Raw genomic sequence first — 19,060 nt, 5'->3', positions numbered from 1 at the left:
AAAATTGACAAGCAAAGCGAATTGACTATTCACCATTGCTGAAATCTGCTCTTCAATGTTCCTCTGGCTCAGTTTTTGTTGATTGGAAGTAACTTTATTGTTAAAAAACATCCTTAAATTAATTATTATGATGAAAAGCAAAATGTTTGTGTTAGGAATGACATCTGTTCTCTTCCTCGCTTCATGTTCTAAAAAGGAAGCTGCTGAAACAACCAACACTACAGATTCTGCTGTGGCTGTACAACCTGCTGCTACAGACAGCATCACTAAAGCTACTCCTACAGCTGCAGGTGATACCTCTGAAAATGCACTGGACTGGGCGGGAACTTATGAAGCAACAGTTCCCTGCGCTGACTGCCCGGGAATAAAGACTTCTTTGACATTGAATGATGATAAAACATTCAGTATTACCGAGGAATACCTTGAGAGAAATTCAAAAAACCAGGATAAAGGTTCTTTTGTATGGGATGCTACAGGAAGCATGATTACTTTAAAAGGGAAATCTGCCAACTATAAATATAAAGTAGGTGAGAATATTCTGATCCAACTGGATATGGAAGGAAAAGAGATTGATGGCCCAAACAAGGATCTTTATGTATTCAGGAAAAAATAAAAATAAAGGCTCAGGCCTTTATTTTTTTGCTTTTACATCCTAAAACTGATAGGCTATAATCTTCGGATCCTCTACCAGCCTTCTGATTACTTCTTCGTGATGGGTATTTTTACCTGTCAGTCTCCATATGACAGCCAAACTTCCCTGTGAATACTGCTGCTTGATCATCTGATAGTTTAAATGATATTCTTTAAAAATATTTTCACAATATTTAATATCTCCTGAATGGATAAGTGTTATTCTATATTCTCTCACTTTATGGAAATTATCAATAAAATTCTGAAGATAGGTTAAGGCACTCAAAACAATTAAAACCAACGCCGTTCCCAGGAGCGCAATATAAATATAGCCGGAACCTACTGCCATTCCTATAGAAGCGGTGGCCCAAATAGTGGTTGCTGTGGTAATTCCTTCAATTTTATTATCTCCTTTGAAAATGACTCCTGCTCCCAGAAATCCGATTCCCGTAATGATATTGGCCGCCAGACGATCCGGATTGGCCACACCTATTTTTATAGAAAGTATGGTAAACAGGCAGGCTCCGAAACACACAAGAATAAAGGTTCTGAGACCAGCCGATTTATTACGGTATTCTCTTTCGGCACCAATGAACAGTCCTAAAATAACAGATATAAGGATAAGCAGCAATTCATTTTTAATGGCGTAATGATCCTGAAGAAAATCCATATTTTACAATTTAAACTGAGAATAAATTTACAATAAATACTATTAAGGAACTATCTTTGCTGCGGAGATTTTATGTTGTTACCTCAAAAAATGTATTTCCGGAAAAAACTTTTGTAATATTATATTTTAGTTACAGCAATTTCCTTGCATAAAAGGGATTCAACAAAGAGATTGTCATAAAAACGCCTATGAAAAACCTTATTTTTGCATTATTTACCGTATTATCCGGAATGACATTTTTACATGCCCAAAAAGTATTTAATGAAAATTATTCTTTTAAAAGTGATGGGTCAACGGTTGCTTTTGTACCCATTATCAATGATTTTAAAGATAATGACGATATTACAAATCAAATTTTAAGGGATACTCTTCAATTAAAATTTAAAGATGCAGCTGTTTTACGGGCAAATATGGATACAAGGGTGATCGATATTTTAAAGAAAATCGCTGAGAAAGATTATAAATCCAAAGAAGTAAAAATGTTTCCTAATCTTACAGGCATAATAACTGGTGAGGAAATGAACTATATTAAAGAAAAATTCGGCAATGCAGATCTATTACTGCTTCCGGTTGTTTTCAATATCAACCAATCTATGGGAATGACCTTTGGAAATTCATTATTCCGGCTCTATGATCTTAATAATGGAGATTTCATTCAGCAGTTTTCAGAAAAAATCAATGTGAATATAGGAGATGAAACAGGCTTCACAATAATGACCAGTATGCTTATCAGCGGTGAAAAATCTCACTTGCTAAAAAATATTAAAAAATAAAACTTATATACAATTATGGATAAAGAAATTTCACACTTCTGGTTAGGATATTTCAAAAATGAAGAAGATTTCTATAGCTTCATAGAAGAGGATGAAAATTATTATATAGAGGAAGAAACTGATGATCAGTATGTTTCCAAGTTTGCAGAATCACAGAATATCAAGTGGTTTGACGATGACTTTATAGAATATGGTTTTGAGGATGAAAGCCTTAGTCTTTATGACAAATTTGCAGAATATTCTTATGCTGACCAATGGATTCCGATCTTAGAAAAAAAGCTGAATGAACTTAGTCTGGACACGCCCGTGAATGCGATCATCTTTGCGACACGATTTGCTATTCCTAATCCGGTTTCTGTAGAAAATGATGATTTTTCACTGCATTATGTAGGGGAAATAGAATATGATATTTAAAAAAGAAGATAAATCAGTACAACAAAAAACTTCCGCCCAAAAGACGGAAGTTTTTTATATCGTTAGGGATACGTTCTGTTTATTAATGTGCTTCTAACCAGTTGTCCCCTACTCCAATTTCTACCAATAATGGAACCTGTGTTTTTAAGGCACTTTCCATTTCAGTTTTGATGAGTTTTGAAGCGGTATCAATCTCATCTACCGGAGATTCAAACACCAGTTCGTCATGTACCTGAAGCAGCATTTTTGTTTTAAGCTGTTTCTCTTCCAATTCTCGGTCTATTTTAATCATGGCAAGCTTTACAACATCTGCCGCACTTCCCTGAACAGGAGCGTTCACAGCATTTCTTTCTGCATGACCTCTTACCACAAAGTTATTAGAGTTGATATCTTTCAGATGACGTTTTCTTCCCAATATGGTTTCCACATATCCTAACTGGCGCGCTTTACTCACCTGCTCTGCCATATATTCCTTCAGTTTCGGATACGTTTCGAAATAAGCTTCGATCATTTGTTTAGCTTCAGTACGGGATAATCCCGTTTGCTCTGCCAAAGCAAAAGCTCCCTGCCCATAAATAATTCCAAAATTTACAGTCTTAGCCTGACTTCTCTGGGTTTTAGACACCTCAGCCAAAGGAATTTTAAAGAGTTTGGCTGCTGTAGAAGCGTGGATATCTTCTCCATCCTGGAAGGCTTTAATCATATTATCCTCTCCTGAAATTTCAGCAATTAAACGAAGTTCAATCTGTGAATAATCGGCAGAAATAATCTTTTTCCCTTCTCCGGAAACAAATGCTCCGCGGATCTGCTGGCCTCTCAAGGTTCGGATCGGAATATTCTGCAGGTTCGGGTTTACACTTGCCAAACGGCCTGTAGCGGCTGTAGTCTGTGAGAAGTTGGTATGTACTCTGTTATCTTTTTTCTCAATCTGTGAAGGCAGAGCGTCTACATAGGTTGATTTTAATTTCTGATAGGTTCTGTATTCCAGGATATGCTTGATGATTTCATGTTTTGAAGATAACTTCTGAAGAACATCTTCTGAGGTTGCATATTGTCCGGTCTTTGTTTTTTTGGCTTTCGGATCCAGCTGTAATTTTTCAAAAAGAATCTCTCCCAGCTGTTTAGGTGAATTCATATTGAATTCTTCTTCTGAAAGTTCAAAAATCTTTGCTTCCAGCTGCTTCAGGTCATTCTCAAGGTCAACACTTTCCTGAGCCAGCCATTTTTCATCCAGAGAAATTCCTGCCAGTTCCATTTTCGCGAGCACTTCCATCAGAGGCATCTCAATATTGTAGAAAAGCTCTTCCAGATTTTCTTTTTTAAGCTGTGGTGCAAAAAGCTCATACAGTTGGAAAGTTATATCTGCATCTTCCGCTGCGTAATCTGTTTGCGTTCTCAGATCAGCATCTCTGAAATTCCCTTGTTTTTTTCCTTTTTTTCCGATGATGGTTTCAATGGATACGGGTTTATAGTTCAGGTATACTTCTGAAAGGTAATCCATCCCGTGTCTTCCGTCCGGATTCAGGAGGTAATGGGCAATCATGGTATCGAACATGGCCCCTTTCACGGTGATATCGTATTGTTTTAAAACTTTATAATCGTATTTAAGATTGTGAGCAATTTTCAGCAGATCTTCTTTTTCGAAAAACGGTCTGAAAATTTCCAGGGTCTGCAACACTTCTTCTCTGTTTTCAGAAAGTGGAATATAGTAGGCAAGTCCTTTTTTGTAAGAGAAGCTCATTCCTACCAATTCTGCTTCCAGCTCATTTAATGAAGTAGTTTCTGTATCAAAACAAACTACTTTTTGCTGGAGCAGGTTTTCGACCAGTTTTTTCTGTGCTTTCGGATTATTGATAAACTGATAAAGGTGATCATTATTCTCAATGGTAGACTTTGTAGAAGTAGCCTGCTCCAATTCTTCGAAATTGGCAAAAAGGTCAAGCTGCATCGCCTGCCCTTTAACTTCTGCTCCTGTTGGACTCTGCTTCACTTCTACTTCACTCACCACTAATGTTTCTGTAGTGGAAGGAGCAAAAGCTCTGTATAGATTTTCATATAGTCTTCTGAATTCTATTTCATCAAAGACTTCTTTTACTTTTTCAAAATCCGGAGTTTCAAGGTCATATTGTTCCTGATGGAATTCTACAGGAGCATCACAGATGATAGTCGCTAATTTTTTAGACAAAATACCACGCTCCGCAGAAGCTTCTACTTTTTCTTTCAGCTTTCCTTTAAGCTTATCGGTATTGGCAAGCAACGTTTCAATATTTCCGAATTCTTTCAGGAATTTCATGGCAGTTTTCTCTCCTACTCCTTCCAGTCCAGGGATATTATCTACTGCATCACCCATCATGGCCAGGAAATCAATCACCTGCTTTGGATCTTCAATCTCATATTTTGCCTTTACTTCTTCAACTCCCAGAATCTCAATATCACCGCCTTTTAAGCCTGGTTTATAAATTTTAATTTTATCGGTAACCAGCTGTGCAAAATCTTTATCCGGCGTCACCATGAAAGTGGTGTATCCTTCTTTTTCTGCTTTGCACGCAATAGTCCCAATGACATCATCGGCTTCATATCCTTCCACTCCAAGAATCGGGATATGCATTGCTTCCAGAATTTTATGGATGTATGGAACAGCAATTTTGATCGCTTCAGGAGTCTCGCTTCTGTTGGCTTTGTAATCTGAGTAGTCATCCGTCCTCACACTGGCCTGGCCTACATCAAAAACTACTGCCAGATGTGTTGGTTTTTCTCTTCTGATCAATTCTATGAGAGAATTGGTAAAACCGAAGATGGCAGAAGTATCCAAACCTGTACTGGTGAGTCTCGGATTCCTGATCAATGCGTAATATCCTCTGAAAATCATCGCATAAGCATCGATGAGAAACAGCCTTTTATCTTGTGTTGCGTCCATATTTTGAATAATGAACAAATATAAGAAAATAGGAGTAAAAATTGGTAGCCTGTTAAAGGGTTTCGGGTATCGGATTTGAGTTTTGGAGTGCAGGGTACGAGGCCCGAGTTGCGGGGTACGTAATATGACAATCACTTTTCAGCAGCGGTGGTTTTAAGACTGATTGGTCTATTTTCATTTCGACTGTTTTCCATTTTTTGCTTTGTACAGCTACTTTTATACAAACAAAACAGCATACCCAAAGGCATACTGTTTCTTTTTTATTTAAGTTTATGGGATTATTTACCTGAAGAAGGCCATAGCCCTGCGTACTGAGAAGTACCGTAGTCAATGGTTTCAGCACTTACTACGAAACTGATCAGCATACTGTTGCTGTCTACTGCGTCGAAGTCTACTTCATGCTGGATGACGTATCCGTTTTCCCATTTCAAAGTGATCAGTGTTCCTTCTTCGTGAGATTTGTTGAAAGTAATTTCTCCTACTGTCGGCTTATATTTGCCGTTTAGTAAGCTTTCCAGGATGTCTGACTTTTCAGTAGCTTCTACTGTAACCTTGATTAATGCGTTGGAAGGATCTGATGCTACACGTCCTGAAACGTCTGTAGCTCTTGATACGCTGTAATTCATTTTTAACAGCTTCTGTCCTTCTCCGTTGTTGAATTTTAAGATTCCTCTTGAGTTTCTTTCTGCCATGATTGTAAATTTTAATCGTTAGTAATAAATTGTAATTCAATAATTATATAACAAAGATAAAGCCCCTGGTTTTGAAAAAAAAGCAATTGAAAGGAAATCTGAAAAAGTGTCGTAATTATACGATTTGATGTAGTAGTTCTACGATTAGTTGTCGTAATTCTACGACATTAAGTTGAAAAAAACAACATAAACACCTTATAATAAACACATTAACAACAGAATCTAAATAAATATTATTACACTATAAAGAGATATATTATATTAAATATTATTTCAAAAAACCTAATTATTAAATAAAAAAACAGAACAGCGTCTCTTGTCCGCTGTTCTGTACCAATTTTATTTTTACTAAGATGATGAATAGGCTTATTTACCTGCCGAAGGCCATAGTCCTGCGTACTGAGAAGTACCGTAGTCAATGGTTTCTGCACTGATGACGAAGCTGATCAGCATACTGTTGCTGTCAATAGCATCGAAGTCTACTTCGTGTTGGATGACGTATCCATTTTCCCATTTCAAAGTGATCAGTGTTCCTTCTTCATGAGATTTGTTGAAAGTGATCTCTCCTACTGTCGGCTTATATTTACCGTTTAGTAAGCTTTCAAGGATGTCTGACTTTTCAGTAGCTTCTACTGTAACCTTGATTAATGCATTAGAAGGATCTGATGCTACACGTCCTGAAACGTCTGTAGATCTTGATACGCTGTAGTTCATTTTTAACAGCTTCTGTCCTTCTCCGTTGTTGAATTTTAAGATTCCTCTTGAATTTCTTTCGGCCATGATTAGTAAATTTAATCGTTAGTAATATTTTGTGATGTGGTGATTGTGTTAGCAAATATAGAAGCTCTTTTCTGCTAAAAAAAGCTTTTGAACGGAAATCTGAAAATTTGTAGTAGTTCTACGATTTCTTGTAGTAATTCTACGATAATGGATTTAACAAAGCTATCCAAAACCTCATCAACAAAGGTTTTGAATCAACTAAAAACCAACAACAAAAACAATAATTTTACACTTAGGTGAGAAATATTAAGAATTTATCAATAAAAAATAGATCTGTTTTCAGCAGATTACTTAATAAAAAAGCAACCAGATCAACTGATTGCTTTGTATGGTATTGCTGTTATTTTACTGTTGGGTCTTTCCGCCTTCTTTTAAGGAACGAACCAATATTTTATTTTTTCTCAGCAGAAAATCCGGCATCAGATCCACGGGAAGATAGAATGGACTTTCCCCTTTTTTCTGGAGTTCTTCCTCGATTCCGGGATTCCAGGCAAGGATTTTGTCTACATCAACGTTCAATTCAGCAGCAACCACGTTCAGGTTGAACCCGGCATTGATCTCTGTTTCTGAAAGCGAAGCAGCGGTCTCTTTACGGTCTCCCTCAAAGAAAATCTTATTGAGTCTTGCAGAATTATAATTATTCAATACACTCTGAAGCTCTCCGGTTGCATAGCATGCATTAAGATATTTCTTCACATGATTAATGGTTTCTGCCGGAAGGTATTTATAAAACTCATGATACTGGGAGGAACCTGCGGCTTCCATTGCTTTGGCAATATTTCCTTCACCGCAGTTATAAGCCGCAACCACTGTCACCCAGTTATTGTACTTTTTATAAAGATTACTTAAGGAAATAGTAGCTGTTTTGGTACTTTTATAGATATCTGTACGCCCCTGCTCTGTAAGTCCATACTGGTTGGCATGGGCTGTCATGAACTGCCAGATACCAACTGCTCCTGCTCCCGAGGTAATATTTCTGTCAAAATGGGATTCAATCAGGGCCAGGTTTCTCAAATGTTTGGGAAGACCTTTCTGAAGGAGTAACTGTTCAATAAATTCTACAAGATCTTTATTGGCATTAATGATACCTTTATACTTTTTCACACTGTTTTCCGAGGTATCGGAAGCGGCAAGAAACTGTCCGTTGATCATGATAACGGATCCTAATAATAGAAAACCTGTAAAGATATTTCTGACAATCGTTTTCATTGTAATTTCATTTATAAGTAAAGGGTAAAAGCTGATGGCCAATCCCCTTTGCTTTATATTTAATCTACTTTCCAGCTCAGTTTTTCTTCGTCTTTATTCCAATCTACATGAATCGTCTGGCCGGATTTCACTTCTTCTTTAACAATCATTTTAGAAATGGGTCTTGCAAGCTGTGCACGGATTACTCCGGAGATCTGTCTTGCTCCGTACTTGCTGCTGAAGCCACCTAATGCAAGGTTTTTCACAGCTTCGTCTGTAATTTTTAAAGCAATTCCCAATCTTGTTAAAGAAGTATGAAGTGATTTCAGCTGAATGTTAAAGATTCTTTCTGCAATGGATTCTGTGATAGGTGCAAAAGGAATGATCTCTGTAATTCTTGCCAGGAACTCAGGTCTGAATCGTCCTGAATTCGACATGATCTGCATCAGTGAAGATGATTCCGGAATTTTTCCTTCTTCAAACTGTTTCACGATTTCTTCACTTCCTATATTGGAGGTAAACAGGATCAGTGCATTGCTGAAATCTCCTTCTTTACCTAATTTATCATGAACTTTTCCTTCATCCATAATCTGAAGGAAAACATCAAAAACTGAATGATGGGCCTTTTCAATTTCGTCAAATAAAACAACGGTGTAAGGCTGCTGTCTTATTTTATTAACCAGCATACCACCCTCTTCATATCCTACATATCCCGGGGGCGCTCCGTATAGCAAGGCTGCGGAATGTTCTTCTTTAAATTCTGACATATCAAAGCGTACCATTGCCTTTTCATCGTTGAAAAGTAATTCTGCCATCGATTTTGCCAGCTCGGTTTTACCGGTTCCGGTAGGTCCCAGAAGGAAGAACGATCCGATAGGCTGTCCCGGTTTGTTCAATCCGCTTCGGTTTTCAACAATGGCATCGGAAAGGATTTTTAATGCGTGATCCTGTCCTACGACTCTGTTTAGCAGAAGAGATTCCATATTCAGGAGTTTTTCTTTTTCCTGAGCCTGAATTTTCCCGATGGGAATATTGGTTTTAGCGGCCATTACAGCTGCCAACTCCAATCTGTCTACTTTTTCTCTTTTTTTGGCGGCATGCTGTAAAAGTTCTGCGAATGTATCTTCAATGATCTTCTGAATCTGATCTACCGGCATAGAGTTGTCAATGGTTGGCTGTTCACTCAGTGAACCCCAAAGAATCGGGCTTATTTTGTCTCTTAGCAGGTTGTAAGTCCAGATCAGTTCATCTGCTTTATCTTTACTGTCTGCATATTCTTCTGTTAAAATCGCATCATAGCTTTCTTTCCAGCTGTCCAGTTCTTTTTCTGATAATTCATCCAGCATTTTGATGGCAGCCATTGTTCTGTCTAATAAGTCAATAGCAGCATCCGGTAATTTTTTACCTTTTGCATATCTTTTAGCCAGACGCACGCATTCCGGAAGGGCTGTTTTTTCCACTTCAATACCGTGGTGTTTTTTGTAGCCTTCAAGAAGCACGTCAATCATTTTCACGCAAGTCTTTTCATCGGGTTCATGAACCGTCAAAACTTCAAAACGGCGGTTAAAAGCCTGTTCCGGTTCTATAATTTTTCTGTATTCTTCCTGTGTAGTAGCTCCGATTACGGTAATTTCACCTCTGGCAAGTTCAGGTTTCAGAAGATTGGCAACGTTTCCGATGCTTCCTTTCGGGTCCAGAAGGGTATGTATTTCGTCAATGAAGAGAATGGCTTTTTCAATTTTCTTGCATTCATTAATTACTTTTTTCAGGCGGTCTTCAATTTCACCTTTGTAAGAAGTTCCTGCTAATAAAGCTCCGGTGTCAAGTTCTAAGAGAGTCCCGTTTTTAAGCATTTCGGGGACATTTCCTTTAATAATTTCTGTAGCAAAACCTTCTACCAAAGCTGTTTTTCCTACTCCCGGCTCTCCGATGATGATCACATTCGGTTTGCTTCTTCGGCAAAGGATTTCCACCAGCATTCTGAGTTCTTTATCTCTGCCGATAATATTTTCGATTTCTCCTTTTCTTGCCTGTGCTGTTCTGTCTACACAGTAGCTTTTAATGGAAGGAAATGAAGAATCTGAGTAGTCTGATGTACCATTTGAAAATAATGATGAAAAATCACCGTCTTCAGACACGGTAAACGGAGTGTCTTTTCTGTACAGGTTGAAGATCTCATGTTCTCTCAAAGGAAGTGACTTTAACTGCTGAAGAGAAAATACAACCTGAGGTTTTACAATGGCTGTAAGGATGCAGATAGGAGTAATCTCATCCAGTCCTAATTTTAAACGGATATCATCAGCTTCTTCAATAAGGGTATCTACCGCATCATCCTGTCCTACTTCATCCGGAAGATGACTGGTTTTCGGATACTCTTCAATACGGACATCTGCCCATTCATAGAAATAACCTGGATCTTTATCTATACTTTTCAGGAATTCATTAAGGCCGATATCTTTATGCATTAAAGCCTGCAGGATATGCGGGCCTCCATAGGTTCCATTATAATTTTCCTTCGCTATCGACTGAGCAATGTGAAATAGTTGCTTTACTGTTTCATTGGTTACTAGTACTCCCATTTATAATTTTCTTATATTAATATATTTGCATTCTGCTGTGCTTGCGATTTGATGATTTTAAAGTATGTTTTTCACCTCTTTTTTCAAAGAATCAAAAATTATTCTTTTTGTGTAGCTAAAATTAGCTATTTTATTCTAAATGATATAAAGATAGTTAATTCTTTAATCAGAGAAATAATAACGGTGTCTTTTTGTTTTTAATCCTAGTTCTGATGGTGATATATTGTAGTAAATTACTTTTCTGGATAGGAATGCTTTGTACAGTTTATTTAAAACAATTGAATCTCATCCATCAACTTATTTGCTTAGTACTAAAAATAGTAATCATATTATTCCGAATATCTTTTTTGGAGAGAATCCAGATTAATTCCTATTATATCTTTCTTATATTGATCTAATTTCTCCTTATTTTCTTTTTTACTTTCCATATAGATTGAATTTTTGTCAAATCCTATTGTTTGGAACCATTCAGAATGTTTCAATCTCATCATAGCTATTTTAAAAGTATTAATATCCACATCTACTAATTCATTTCCCTTACAATAAATTTTGTTTCCAACACGTAAGTATCCACCTCCAATCACACTATATTCATTTACTTTTCCAGCTACAAAAAAAAGAGGAAACTTATTTTTATCAGATATATCATCTTGATAAATATATAAGTAATTTTTATCTTTAAAGTAATAATCATCTCCTCTCAGATAATAATCATTTGATACTTTTTTCCTATCATTAATGTCATTATATAAAACATCAAATGTTTCTGGATCAATAATCTTATTATTTGAAATATTCTTGTTCTCAAAAAACACTTTGCTGAAAAAAATAGAATCATCTTTTTTATAGCTGCCTTCCTGTTCTATTATATTACTAAAAGTAAAATGTTTGAAATACAATATGCTTTCCTTTATGGTTATGTACTCTTTATTTTTTATTTCTTGCTTACAAGAAATAAAAAATGGTAAAAATAAAAAACAGTACATCATCTTCTTTGAATTTTCCATAAAACTGTTTCGGTAGAATCCCATTTTAAATGCTTATTATTTTTTTTCTTTAAATGCTCTAGTACTCTGTTTATACAAGTATTAGCAATTACGGGTTATAAAATGGTACTGTCTTCTTTTGAAGTTCTTTTCCTGTTTTACCATCCAGAATGATTTCCTCAATTTTGTCGCCTGCAATTTGATGAGAAATTCTCCATACTTTTTTGCCTTCAAAATCCTTTTTTAATACTCTAGCTTGGTAACCAGAATCATGGTAGCCTTTAGGTAGATCAATTTTATTCTTTTCACAGTATGCAATAATATCTGCAGGTTTTAAGTCATAGCCTTCATCCATGTTTTCCTCTTTAAGGAGTTTGCCAGATTCGTCAAAATGATACCAAATACCAACTACTGAGCCTTCATTGAACAAACATCCTTTTTTCTCAATATTACCATTACCATAGAAAAATTTAGTAACCTTATAAAACAAATTATCATTGTAAATTATTTCTCTGTAACCTGGCGATTGAAAATCCTGAATGTAGGTATTGCTATCCTCCCGCACTTTCAAGTAACCTCTTATTGATTTCTTTTGGAAATTTTCAATATCAAATTTTTCATACTTATTATCAACACTTGGTATCATATATTTATCTATTTTTTGAGATTGGCATTGTATAAATATACTCAACCACATTAACATTATTATTTTATTCATAACTACTTATTTGATAGATGAATTGGCTTTTTTCCACTGCCAATAATATAATGAACATCGCTTATTGTCATTCCCTCCATGATGCGAATAATCTAATAAATTATCTGTCTTTTTGTACTCATACGTATACAATGCATGAGAAGATGCTTCCTTATTTGCAAATGTATGGGCTAAATTCATAGAATGAAGAAATTCATGTGCTGCTGTCTGATCGTTTTTACTTTTAAATACGACCACATAATCTGCTCCATAATTTGAATATCCGGAAACATGTCCACCTACATCGTAACCATGCTCAGCAAAATAAAATGCTTTGAAATGCTTTGTGTATTTCTTAGGATAAGCCTTTTCCAATTGGACTTTCAAATAGTCCTGAAGTTCTTTTCCACCACTCTTTTTATCAGGATCTACCTCACTATTGGTTACGAAATTAATAAAATTTTTATCTGCTGTTAAATCCAATTCAACAATATCTGAATCATCCGATAATTTGATATATGCTTGCTCAAGATATTGATTAATCCTATTTTTTTCATCATTAATATTAGGTTTATTCTTCCCTGACCCAATTGACAATTCCGGAGTTTTTATTTCAACAAATACTACATCCTTTTTCTTCTGTTTCGTATTATCATTTGCCCAGACATTTATTTTCCCGGCAATTGATTCAACCGTTGCACCTGCTTCAGTTTTAAATGCTTTTAACTCTATAATCTGATTACTTGTAAACTCTTTTATGCATTTGACTGTCACTTCATAATCGTTCAAAGCTATTTTCTTTTTACCTTTTATTTCTATTTTATCAGGAGTAAAAGTAAAATAATCAGATTTGGTAAACTCCAAATAATCAGCTTCCTGTTGGATTTCTGCAAAAAAAGTAATCTTAACTTCTTTATCTTTTAGGATGGATAGCCACGGTATAAAATATTCTTCAGGAACATCTTTTCCTGTTTTTTTATCTTTTTTTGTTTTCCATGCAACAGAGAAAGGATTATACTCTTTTTTCAGGTTATTAAACATCGTTTCATTAACCTCAAAGTATCCATCATATTTATTGCCATTTTTTACTTTTGTAGTAAACTTGGCATCTTCATATTGATAGGCTACAATATCCTCAAATTTTTGATCATTAAAAAGGCTCGTATCCCCTATTCTCATCCAATCAAAGCCAAACTCCCCTTTCCAGTTTTTGTTCGGTCTGAATTGTACAATCAATTGTATAAGCTGTTGTAGTGGTGGAGATTGTGGCGTATTATGGCTCACTCCTTTATCATTACCCTTTTCAAAAATCCATTTCATGGCACGTGAAATAATACTCTCCTGAGAATACATATTATGATTTTCATGAGAGATTTTGTTGTAGGTGCCTTTTACAATTCTCGTTCTGCTCATAATTAATAGGCTTTAGATCTCTCTCCGCTGTTGTTTTGTACTTCTTGTTGGGCGTGTTTATTGATGGAAGCATTGGAGGTAATGTTAATTTCTTTTTCAGAAATTTCATTTCTTTCCTTCTTTGTTTCGCTGTGTACATCTCCTTCAATAATTTCAGTAAGTTTACCTGTAATGAATGTACTTACATTTCCTATGACCGAAGTTAGTTTCATAGCGCCTACAGTCTCAGTATTATTTAATCCGATACTGTCTGCTTTATTCATTCCCACCGTCGTCGTCATATTCTCTCCAACATTAATATTCATATTCTTACAGTTCAGGGTCATGGTTTCCGGTGCTGTAATGTTGATATTACTTCCGGTTGTATCAAGATGGATTTCATTTCCGCTCTTATCGGTAATAATAATGCTTTCATCTTCTGTGAAAACGATCCTGTGACCGCTTCTCGTCTGAATAGACTTTACACGATTGTCTGCTCCTCCACCAAGGCCTATTCCGCCATGAAACATTCCTCCCATTACAAATGGTCTGTCAGGATGACTATGTACGAAATTAACCATCACCTGATCGCCTACCTCGGGAATAGCTACATAACCACGATTTTGAGTGATCTGATCGGTTACTCCTGCATCGGGGCTCATTACTCTTACAAAGTGAGTGTTATCATTCATCTGCCAGTCGAATCTTACCTGAACTCTTCCCTGTCCTTCCGGATCGGTATTGGAAATTACCGTTGCAATCTGTGGCTGGGCAGCCGGTACCGTAAATTCCGGTTTGGGCAGAAAACCCGTGTCTGCGGCAATGGATTCGAAAGTTCCCGTATAATGTCCGATCGTATCAATTTCATGAATGGCTTCTGTCACCATAACCTTCGTAAAATAAGATGTTTCACTGCTGTCCGGTTTTCTCATATGAATATCAGCAATACATCCGGGATGCAAAAAAGGAACGGTTGTAGATCCGGAAACCGAAAATACATTAACTGCTTCACTTCCTGACGCGCTTCTTTGAGAATGCTCTATATCCAGATGCGTTGTTGCTTTGATAGGTGCAACCTGCAGTGCCGGGGTTTTATATATCTTGTCATTGTGACTGTATGCTGTACGGGCAAGATCGCCTAAATGGCTTACCGGAGTTTCTCCTGAAGTCAGCTTTTCATGTTTACTGCTGTTATAGCCATAATACTGAGGCTTTGTATGAACAGCTTTTAGTTCTATTTTAATATTATCTGCATTGCTTCCGTATAACAATTTTATAGGCTTATTCTGCGGAGGAAGCTTTCCAAAATGCAAGACTTCACCATCATAATAAAATTGTTCCCCATAAGCTTCTGCCATTCTCGCCAGATAATTATAATGGGTTTCGTTATACTGGCTGCTGTAAATAATCTGGGAATAATCATTGGTATCGACTCTTATATCAAACCGCTCTTTATCTATTCCCTGTTTTATTACTTCTTTGGCTATGATGCCCATATTAACAGGCTGGCTGCCACCAAAACTCTGAATATGCGGAGCCCCGTCCAGCAAGATCGTTGGGCTGTATCCGGAAAGCACAATATTTCCCAGACTCATTTTTTCCTGACTGAATCCTACTTTGGTAATGATCCCGACAAAATTCCTTTCCGGACTTTTCTCAATATCTTTGTAGGAAATGACCGCTGTAAGACGTTTACCCAGAAATTTGTTGGCTTCTTCAAGGGTATGGCTTTGCCTTTCTCCCAAAGCATCGTGAGCAAGAATAAGATTGAATTCGTGGTGGTGCCTCGCTTTTTGTTTAAGGGTGAAATGTTTATAGTACTTAATAATTTTACCTTCTACAACCAGTGACAATTTAACCAGCCGGTTGATGCCTGCGTGATGATTCTCGGATATTCCGTCTGCATTCTGTGAAGGACGGAAGGAAGATCCCTTGGTCTTTGATTCGGTTTTCATATGCTTTGTGTTTGTGTTGGGTATTAAAGATAACAAAATTTACATAACAGACACTATATAAATATGTTATAGAATAAAATTTCAGGTATAGTTTTTTCATTCAGGCAAAAAAAGACCGTCTTAAATAGGGACAGTCTTTCTTCTTATGAATGTTGATAATATGTGTCAATCTTAGCTGGATGGCCATAGCCCTGCGTATTGAGAAGTACCGTAATCAATGGTTTCTGCACTGATGACGAAGCTGATCAGCATACTGTTGCTGTCTACTGCGTCGAAGTCTACTTCATGCTGGATGACGTATCCGTTTTCCCATTTCAAAGTGATCAGTGTTCCTTCTTCATGAGATTTGTTGAAAGTGATCTCTCCTACTGTCGGTTTATATTTACCGTTTAGTAAGCTTTCAAGGATGTCTGACTTTTCAGTAGCTTCTACCGTAACCTTGATTAATGCATTAGAAGGATCTGATGCTACACGTCCTGAAACGTCTGTAGATCTTGATACGCTGTAGTTCATTTTTAACAGCTTCTGCCCTTCTCCATTATTGAATTTTAAGATTCCTCTTGAGTTTCTTTCGGCCATGATTAGTAAATTTAATCGTTAGTAATATTTTGTGATTCGGTGATTGTGTTAGCAAATATAGAGGCTCTTTTCCGCTAAAAAAAACTTTTCCTTATAAATCTGATATTTTGTAGTAGTTCTACGATTTGTTGTCGTAATTCTACGACAATGGATTTACAAACCACACCATAACATCCATTAATACAGTATTTTAAATTATATCTCAGTTTTTAGATAAAAAATATTTTTACACTTTAAAGAGAAATAAACAGAGTTTAGGTTTCAAAAATTCAAAGTTTAAGGTTTACAATTAATCAATATATGTGACCTCACTTTAAGACACAAAAAAAGCAGAAGATATACTCCTGCTTTTAATATCATAAAATAAATTTCTTAATGCTTTGTGTATTCCGGTTGTTCTGTTGGAATTCTGGATGGCGTAAAGTACTCATTAAGCCAGTAGAAAGTCTGTCCGTTCTGCTGAATTTTTACAGCCGGATTGTTTCTGTTGGCAAGCAGTCTGTCTGCTAAGTTCTTGTAGTGCTGGAAATAATTTTTTACCGTTTCACTAGGAACCACTTTTGATTTTTTCCAACCTTTCAGTTTATATTTAGCCATCAATTCTTCTTCAGAAAGGTCAAATCCGGTACTCATTCCAATAGCGTAAGACATTGGCAGCTCATAAAGTGCTCCTTTATCTAAGAATTTTATTGTAGGATTATACTTTTCCAGCAGCTTTACATACTCCTTTACTGCTCTAGCCTGGTTAAAGTCTGCACGGTCTGCCTGAGTATTTCTGTAAACTTCCGTATAAAAAGCTTTTAAGTTATCATATTCCGATTCAGAAATAAGGATTCCCTTTTCTATTCCTGGCGTAAACTCTTTCAGCTCTTTTGGAATATATCCTTTCACAAGGAACGGGCTTCCATAGTTGATCAGCTGTGCAGCAATTCCGGCAGAAACCGGATTGGTTAGTCCGGGATACAGGTATTTATATTTTAAATCTACATCTGTTCTCCCTGCTCCTACGGATGAATGGAAATATTCATTAAGAGATTTATCAACAGTCTGATTATCTAAAGTAACTTGTGCAATAAGACTGTCAACAGACTTTTTAAGGAATCCGGGAGTTGTAATATCTCCTTTTTTAGGGAAAATAACAAATCCCTGAGACATGCTCTCTTTAGGATAAGCTAAAGAGAAGAATCCCGTATCGCCTTCCACAAGGCTGAAATTATTTTTGGTTAAAACATCATATTGGTTGATGATCTTCTGCTTTTTAAGTTCAGCAATGTTTTTAGCTGTATTCGTTACCACATTTTCTGCCATCAATACAAAATCGTTGTAAGTATCAGATGATCTTGCACTGGTCTGGAACATGATTAATCTTGCCTGAGCCTGTGTTAACGAACTGATTACACTGTACATATTTCCGCTTTGATTGGCAGAAGTTCCTACAGTTATAACAATATTGGTTTCATCAGAAACATTTGAAAGAAGATTCCCTGCTGCAGTAAGCGCCTCTCCTACCGGCTGATAGCCATTATTGCTTGCACAGTTCATTTCATTGGTTTTCTGATCAATAAATGTCATGATTTTACTGTAGTCTGTACTTAAGTTGGATACAGAAATATTATCTCCACATGGATTGTTTTTGTATAAAACCACACCATATTTAACGTGATTAAAATAAGATGGTTTTTCAAATCTCAGCTGAAGATCCTGTAAAAGTGATTTTACGATAGGTGCATAAGGTGCATTGGCAGCACTTACGTCTAATGCAAAAACAATATTGATATTTTTATCTCTTTCCGTAATCTCTCTGTAGCGATCAAAATAAATAGGCTCACCCAATACATTGGATACAAAGTTCTTGCTGTAATCTAAAATATTGGTGAAATATTTTGTCTTGGTATCAGGAGTTGGAGTTTCTTCTAAATGAAGATTTACCGGGAAGATATTTTCCAGAGGTGTTCTTTTGTTTACATCAGTAAGAAGAACAGCTGTTTTGTTATCAGCATCTGAAGCAGATCCGCCTGGATGTCCTTCATGGATTCCCAATGCCGTATCATTAATTCCTGTTGTATTTTTTAATTTGATCGCAGAACGTTCTCCCCAGCTGGAAATTACATTTGAGCTTACCCATCCGTAAAGTCCTTTGTTGATACTGTCCATATCAACAGATGGTTTTTTACCTACCAGGAAACGTTTATTATTTTCAGCCATCTTGTATACGTAAACAATTTGTCCGTTAGGAATTTTCACGTTGGCTGTTTCAATAAGACTTGGTGAATTAAACACCATAATAGAGTCGTTTTTGTAGTATCTCTCGGCATTTCTGATGACTTCGCTGTTATTCGGTACTACTGCTACTCTTACAGGATACCCTGTTTTTTCGCTTTTTAAGGCATTATTCCAAAGAAGGAGGTCAGATTCCTGAATCCAGCCATATGTTTTGACTGATTTTGAAGAAATCTTTTTCATTAAAGCATCCGGAACATATTCCGCTACTTTTACCATTCCGTCTCTATGTTTTAAAACCATTAAAGGTTCAAGGAATTTTACTTCTTTGTAAGACTTCTCATCATCTTTATCCAGATAAGCCGTATTTCTTGATCTGTCTGAAATAACAATCCATGGAACTGACTTTTTTGGATATCCGTTAACGACAGGGGAAGCATCCACCTGCCCATACTGTGAAGGTTCCGGGGTTTTCTTTGACGGGAGCTTTACCTGGCAACTCGTTAATAATACTGATAACCCTATATAATATGCTGCTAGAGGAAATGTATTTTTCATCCTATTTAATCTTTTTATGATTGGTGCATC

At 36.3% G+C, this 19,060-nt stretch carries 15 protein-coding genes; 3 read left to right on the top strand and 12 right to left on the bottom strand.

The window, feature by feature from the left end:
* The first annotated feature begins 127 nt into the window (after nucleotides 1-127).
* Complete coding sequence (locus BW946_RS11265) at nucleotides 128-613, top strand: copper resistance protein NlpE (protein ID WP_228402538.1); 486 nt, start codon at nucleotides 128-130, stop codon at nucleotides 611-613.
* A 39-nt stretch (nucleotides 614-652) separates the two neighbouring features.
* Here the strand turns inward: BW946_RS11265 and BW946_RS11260 are convergent, their stop codons facing one another.
* Entirely contained in the window at nucleotides 653-1,300 is a 648-nt protein-coding gene (locus tag BW946_RS11260; RefSeq protein ID WP_083688854.1) for an MgtC/SapB family protein, read from the bottom strand.
* Nucleotides 1,301-1,488: 188 nt separating this feature from the next.
* On the opposite strand from BW946_RS11260, the gene BW946_RS11255 reads away from it, so the two are divergent.
* The gene (locus tag BW946_RS11255; protein ID WP_076596277.1) at nucleotides 1,489-2,073 is read left to right on the top strand and encodes a hypothetical protein; all 585 of its coding nucleotides are present in this window, start codon (nucleotides 1,489-1,491) and stop codon (nucleotides 2,071-2,073) included.
* Nucleotides 2,074-2,088: 15 nt separating this feature from the next.
* Complete coding sequence (locus BW946_RS11250) at nucleotides 2,089-2,487, top strand: immunity 22 family protein (RefSeq protein WP_076596276.1); 399 nt, start codon at nucleotides 2,089-2,091, stop codon at nucleotides 2,485-2,487.
* An 82-nt stretch (nucleotides 2,488-2,569) separates the two neighbouring features.
* On the opposite strand, the gene polA is transcribed toward BW946_RS11250, so the two are convergent.
* The 11 genes from polA to tssR all read right to left on the bottom strand — a co-directional run bounded on the left by polA (nucleotide 2,570) and on the right by tssR (nucleotide 19,030).
* Nucleotides 2,570-5,404 (bottom strand): DNA polymerase I, encoded by a 2,835-nt coding sequence (gene polA / locus BW946_RS11245; protein WP_076596275.1) that lies wholly within the window; start codon nucleotides 5,402-5,404, stop codon nucleotides 2,570-2,572.
* A 278-nt stretch (nucleotides 5,405-5,682) separates the two neighbouring features.
* Nucleotides 5,683-6,096: a type VI secretion system tube protein TssD gene (tssD, locus tag BW946_RS11240; RefSeq protein ID WP_076596274.1), complete on the bottom strand. Its 414-nt coding sequence runs from the start codon at nucleotides 6,094-6,096 to the stop codon at nucleotides 5,683-5,685.
* 366 nt (nucleotides 6,097-6,462) lie between these two features.
* Complete coding sequence (gene tssD, locus BW946_RS11235) at nucleotides 6,463-6,876, bottom strand: type VI secretion system tube protein TssD (protein WP_062675331.1); 414 nt, start codon at nucleotides 6,874-6,876, stop codon at nucleotides 6,463-6,465.
* Between the two features lie 345 nt (nucleotides 6,877-7,221).
* Entirely contained in the window at nucleotides 7,222-8,085 is an 864-nt protein-coding gene (locus tag BW946_RS11230) for a lytic transglycosylase domain-containing protein (protein ID WP_076596273.1), read from the bottom strand.
* A gap of 59 nt (nucleotides 8,086-8,144) precedes the next feature.
* Nucleotides 8,145-10,643, bottom strand: coding sequence for an ATP-dependent Clp protease ATP-binding subunit (locus BW946_RS11225; protein WP_076596272.1), 2,499 nt, complete (start codon nucleotides 10,641-10,643; stop codon nucleotides 8,145-8,147).
* A 329-nt stretch (nucleotides 10,644-10,972) separates the two neighbouring features.
* Nucleotides 10,973-11,650, bottom strand: coding sequence for a DKNYY domain-containing protein (locus BW946_RS11220; RefSeq protein ID WP_170872076.1), 678 nt, complete (start codon nucleotides 11,648-11,650; stop codon nucleotides 10,973-10,975).
* Nucleotides 11,651-11,738: 88 nt separating this feature from the next.
* Complete coding sequence (locus tag BW946_RS11215; protein WP_083688853.1) at nucleotides 11,739-12,347, bottom strand: toxin-antitoxin system YwqK family antitoxin; 609 nt, start codon at nucleotides 12,345-12,347, stop codon at nucleotides 11,739-11,741.
* A gap of 6 nt (nucleotides 12,348-12,353) precedes the next feature.
* On the bottom strand, nucleotides 12,354-13,739 hold the full coding sequence (locus tag BW946_RS11210; protein ID WP_076596269.1) for a hypothetical protein: 1,386 nt from the start codon (nucleotides 13,737-13,739) through the stop codon (nucleotides 12,354-12,356).
* 2 nt (nucleotides 13,740-13,741) lie between these two features.
* Nucleotides 13,742-15,673 (bottom strand): type VI secretion system Vgr family protein, encoded by a 1,932-nt coding sequence (locus BW946_RS11205; RefSeq protein WP_076596268.1) that lies wholly within the window; start codon nucleotides 15,671-15,673, stop codon nucleotides 13,742-13,744.
* Between the two features lie 171 nt (nucleotides 15,674-15,844).
* Nucleotides 15,845-16,252 carry a type VI secretion system tube protein TssD gene (gene tssD, locus BW946_RS11200; protein WP_076596267.1) on the bottom strand — a complete coding sequence of 136 codons (408 nt, stop codon included), beginning with the start codon at nucleotides 16,250-16,252 and terminating at the stop codon, nucleotides 15,845-15,847.
* A 372-nt stretch (nucleotides 16,253-16,624) separates the two neighbouring features.
* Nucleotides 16,625-19,030, bottom strand: a complete 2,406-nt coding sequence (gene tssR / locus BW946_RS11195) for a type VI secretion system protein TssR domain-containing protein (RefSeq protein ID WP_076596266.1) — start codon at nucleotides 19,028-19,030, stop codon at nucleotides 16,625-16,627.
* Nucleotides 19,031-19,060: the final 30 nt, after the last annotated feature.

Origin of the sequence: Chryseobacterium sp. RU33C (assembly GCF_900156015.1) — a bacterium.
GTDB classification, from domain to species: domain Bacteria; phylum Bacteroidota; class Bacteroidia; order Flavobacteriales; family Weeksellaceae; genus Chryseobacterium; species Chryseobacterium candidae.
Note: the sequence above shows the minus strand (reverse complement) of the source record. Positions and strands in the feature narration are given on the sequence as shown.

What these genes read in the sequence shown, in the direction of transcription:
- BW946_RS11265 (WP_228402538.1), top strand. Translation starts at nt 128, where the DNA reads ATGATGAAAAGCAAAATGTTTGTGTTAGGAATGACATCTGTTCTCTTC.
- BW946_RS11260 (WP_083688854.1), bottom strand. Translation starts at nt 1,300, where the DNA reads ATGGATTTTCTTCAGGATCATTACGCCATTAAAAATGAATTGCTGCTT.
- BW946_RS11255 (WP_076596277.1), top strand. Translation starts at nt 1,489, where the DNA reads ATGAAAAACCTTATTTTTGCATTATTTACCGTATTATCCGGAATGACA.
- BW946_RS11250 (WP_076596276.1), top strand. Translation starts at nt 2,089, where the DNA reads ATGGATAAAGAAATTTCACACTTCTGGTTAGGATATTTCAAAAATGAA.
- polA (WP_076596275.1), bottom strand. Translation starts at nt 5,404, where the DNA reads ATGGACGCAACACAAGATAAAAGGCTGTTTCTCATCGATGCTTATGCG.
- tssD (WP_076596274.1), bottom strand. Translation starts at nt 6,096, where the DNA reads ATGGCAGAAAGAAACTCAAGAGGAATCTTAAAATTCAACAACGGAGAA.
- tssD (WP_062675331.1), bottom strand. Translation starts at nt 6,876, where the DNA reads ATGGCCGAAAGAAATTCAAGAGGAATCTTAAAATTCAACAACGGAGAA.
- BW946_RS11230 (WP_076596273.1), bottom strand. Translation starts at nt 8,085, where the DNA reads ATGAAAACGATTGTCAGAAATATCTTTACAGGTTTTCTATTATTAGGA.
- BW946_RS11225 (WP_076596272.1), bottom strand. Translation starts at nt 10,643, where the DNA reads ATGGGAGTACTAGTAACCAATGAAACAGTAAAGCAACTATTTCACATT.
- BW946_RS11220 (WP_170872076.1), bottom strand. Translation starts at nt 11,650, where the DNA reads ATGGAAAATTCAAAGAAGATGATGTACTGTTTTTTATTTTTACCATTT.
- BW946_RS11215 (WP_083688853.1), bottom strand. Translation starts at nt 12,347, where the DNA reads ATGAATAAAATAATAATGTTAATGTGGTTGAGTATATTTATACAATGC.
- BW946_RS11210 (WP_076596269.1), bottom strand. Translation starts at nt 13,739, where the DNA reads ATGAGCAGAACGAGAATTGTAAAAGGCACCTACAACAAAATCTCTCAT.
- BW946_RS11205 (WP_076596268.1), bottom strand. Translation starts at nt 15,673, where the DNA reads ATGAAAACCGAATCAAAGACCAAGGGATCTTCCTTCCGTCCTTCACAG.
- tssD (WP_076596267.1), bottom strand. Translation starts at nt 16,252, where the DNA reads ATGGCCGAAAGAAACTCAAGAGGAATCTTAAAATTCAATAATGGAGAA.
- tssR (WP_076596266.1), bottom strand. Translation starts at nt 19,030, where the DNA reads ATGAAAAATACATTTCCTCTAGCAGCATATTATATAGGGTTATCAGTA.